2 protein-coding genes and 2 pseudogenes are annotated in these 2717 nt (G+C 41.6%); 1 reads left to right on the top strand and 3 read right to left on the bottom strand.

Translation table 11 applies throughout. From position 1 onward, the window contains the following. Both B0T39_RS24540 and B0T39_RS25415 read right to left on the bottom strand, forming a co-directional pair. Window positions 1-221: pseudogene (locus tag B0T39_RS24540) on the bottom strand (transposase); the annotation flags it as partial. A 459-nt stretch (window positions 222-680) separates the two neighbouring features. Further along, entirely contained in the window at window positions 681-1427 is a 747-nt protein-coding gene (locus B0T39_RS25415; RefSeq protein ID WP_141111401.1) for a winged helix-turn-helix domain-containing protein, read from the bottom strand. A 589-nt stretch (window positions 1428-2016) separates the two neighbouring features. Here B0T39_RS25415 and B0T39_RS24535 point away from each other — a divergent pair. Continuing rightward, complete coding sequence (locus B0T39_RS24535) at window positions 2017-2469, top strand: hypothetical protein (protein WP_217806340.1); 453 nt, start codon at window positions 2017-2019, stop codon at window positions 2467-2469. Window positions 2470-2491: 22 nt separating this feature from the next. On the opposite strand, the pseudogene B0T39_RS26595 reads toward B0T39_RS24535, so the two are convergent. Next, window positions 2492-2590, bottom strand: a pseudogene (locus B0T39_RS26595) (IS5/IS1182 family transposase); the annotation flags it as partial. Window positions 2591-2717 lie beyond the last annotated feature (127 nt).

Below are 2717 nucleotides of genomic sequence, written 5' to 3'. Positions count from 1 at the left end.
AGACTTTGGAGGAAACCGATGGTCTGCCGCAAAGGTAGTCCAAACAGGTTCTTGATAGTCAAACAGAATTGAATAGCCACATCGCTATAGGTCTGCGTCCGTCCGCGCTTGCCCCGTGGTGTCGCCTACCATGACATGCTCGTGTTCAGCCAGACGGACAGAGAGCCGCGTTGGATCAGGGCTTGGTTGCGGGACGGGCGGATTTGTGCAACAGCGCCAATCTATAATCAGATTTTCTGAATATGGAGGTTATTTTTTTTCGCAAAATAGAGAAAATTGGCCGAGACGATACATGGCAATATTTTTGTCTATATGTGTGATCTTTACTCTATAAATCGACTCGGATCTTAGTAGGTTGTAGTCATAGCCAATGGAGCCCGTTTCATCCGGAGAAATGCTTAACGAGTCTACGCGAACTGCATAAATGGAGCCAAGCCAGTTTCTGATCGGGGTTATTCGTGCGCTACGAGATATATGTTCATCAGTGCTCGAGTCAAAGTAAAGAGAAATATTTTTGGCGGCCATGTCTAGATTTATTCTTCCTGTTAAAGTAACTTCGTTGCTTTTTCTTTTTTTTAGTTTTAAGTGGTCTATTTCGGATTGGCATTCTAGGTCGCTTGTACTTAAAAAATTGAACAAGTAAAATCCTGGGTATGCAAATGTAAAGCATAGAAATGCTGTTAATAAAGCTGAATTTGATTTGTGCAGTGTGGTTCTACTGTTTCTTTTTTTGTTTTTTTGCAAATATAGTAGCTTTCGATATTTTTGGACTGATAAGCGTAAATAAGCGATGGTTCTTCGTGGTAGGGTGTATCTTTGTTTTTTGAGCTTATCCATATGATTTTTCCTCCTTTTTCATTTTTCTCATGGTAGATGGTCTTGTGAGTGTGATCATAAGCCCACGAAATGGCACCTCCGATGAGAAAGCTTACAGTGGGGAGTATTAATTGTCTTTTTTTGATAGATAAAATCGCGATTTTTGGTGTGTTTTTTTCTTGGCTCTTAATGTTCTGTAGCTTGTCAGGTAAAGTGTTTTGACTCGGTTTTTTTTCTGTGTTATCACTTTTGTTGATTATAGACCAGTCGAAGTCTTCAATATTGTCAAACCGGAGATCTTCCAGTGTTTGAATTTCCCCTGTAAGAGTGCAGCCTCTTCTTGGTATGGTTTTTATTTGGTTTTGACTAATTCCTACTTCGGTTAATTGTTTTCTGAGTTCAAATATTAATTTATGGTAACTGCCTTCTGTGACAATTGTATTTGGCCAAACGTGGTCAATGATTTCACGCTTTTCATTAATTCCGTTCAATAAGCAGTTGAACAGAAGGCTTTCCGCGTGCCGTAGTATCACTTGGTGCCTATTGTTGTTCTGGATCGTGTTTAAATTAGGAAAATATACAGCCTTGCCTTCTTCTAAAATGTATATCATGCGCAGGAGCCTTGTTGTTTAGCGTATTTTCGACATAAGGGTGAGGTTGTCGTGGTGGCCGGTCAATGATAACAGGGGTGCGCTGTTATTTTTATTAAATTTTATTTATTCATATTAATATTTATTCCATGTGCGGCCGCATGTTTTTGGTTTTCTTGTGCTCGATATTATTTTTTATAAATTTTTATATTTGATATTGCTGTGTGGCTTGGTCAAGGGTAGTTTGGGCGGGGTTAAGTCATTGCGGGTAGTTACTGTGCCAACTAGCCTTGGTTATGGGTATTGCTATTCTCGGAAGGATATCGCATGCATATTGTACGCCGTGTCGTTGTCCAACGATGGAGAGAGGGATGAAAGATGTGTGCTTGCGAAAAGAGCATGTGAAGTCGCTCTTTGTACAAGCGGTCAATCCCTGAGGGTTTATTTGACGAGAGGAGAGAGGGAGGTTATACGGTGGGCGATAGTAAAGTATAAGGTAAATGTCTTTGATATCTATAACGAGTAAGCGGGGTGTTGAGAGCAATAGCTGACATTTAATCTGTTTGGGTTATTTTGCTGTTTATTAATTTTCAAATAGGCTTTGTGAACTATGTTAAAATATATTCTGAGTGTGCGATTTGGCTGGCTGGCCGGTGTTATGACGTTATTGATGCTTGGTGGGTGTGCCACATCTAACGATGTGGTGAAGGCAAAAATTAAAGGGGCAGGAACGACTGCGATTTATTCTGTGCCGGTTGATCAAGCGTGGCTCATTGCAAAAACCGTTTTCCGTTGGGAGGGGAGCGATGCGATTGAGGAATTTAAAGAGCAAGGGTATATGCTTACATCTTCAGGCGCTGACTTGCTCAGCCAGGGAACGGTAATGGGGGCATGGGTGACAGAGTTGGGTCCTGAGAGCGTGGAGATTACAACTATTACAAAACGAAGAGTGCAGATTGATCCATTTACCACTTTGACAGAGTCGACATTTCATAAGCGATTTGCTCAAGCGGTAGAAATCATAAAAGGTGGTGCGTCTCTCCCTGAGGTGGCACCAAAATGAAAGCGATACTCTAAGAGCCTGTTCAAAATCTTTTTAACACTATCGCTAAGAAAGCCAGATGGATGAACTGCAAGCTGGTATTGAGCTTCCGCTCGCAGTTCTTCCACAACCTCCGGTTCTTTGATCTGCTCCCCTTAGGCCTTACCAATCAAAAGTAGAGAGAAGTCCGTCACTGAAGGAGAATGACGGACATGAAGAAGAGCAGATTCACCGAAGAACAGATCATTGGCTTTCTCAAGCAGGCCGAA

The organism is Chromobacterium haemolyticum (assembly GCF_002081825.1).
Lineage (GTDB): Bacteria > Pseudomonadota > Gammaproteobacteria > Burkholderiales > Chromobacteriaceae > Chromobacterium > Chromobacterium fluminis.
This window is presented reverse-complemented; position numbering and strand designations above follow the sequence as displayed.

Bases quoted from the DNA above. Each gene is read 5' to 3' on its own strand.
- B0T39_RS25415 (WP_141111401.1), bottom strand. From the start codon at position 1,427: ATGATATACATTTTAGAAGAAGGCAAGGCTGTATATTTTCCTAATTTA.
- B0T39_RS24535 (WP_217806340.1), top strand. From the start codon at position 2,017: ATGTTAAAATATATTCTGAGTGTGCGATTTGGCTGGCTGGCCGGTGTT.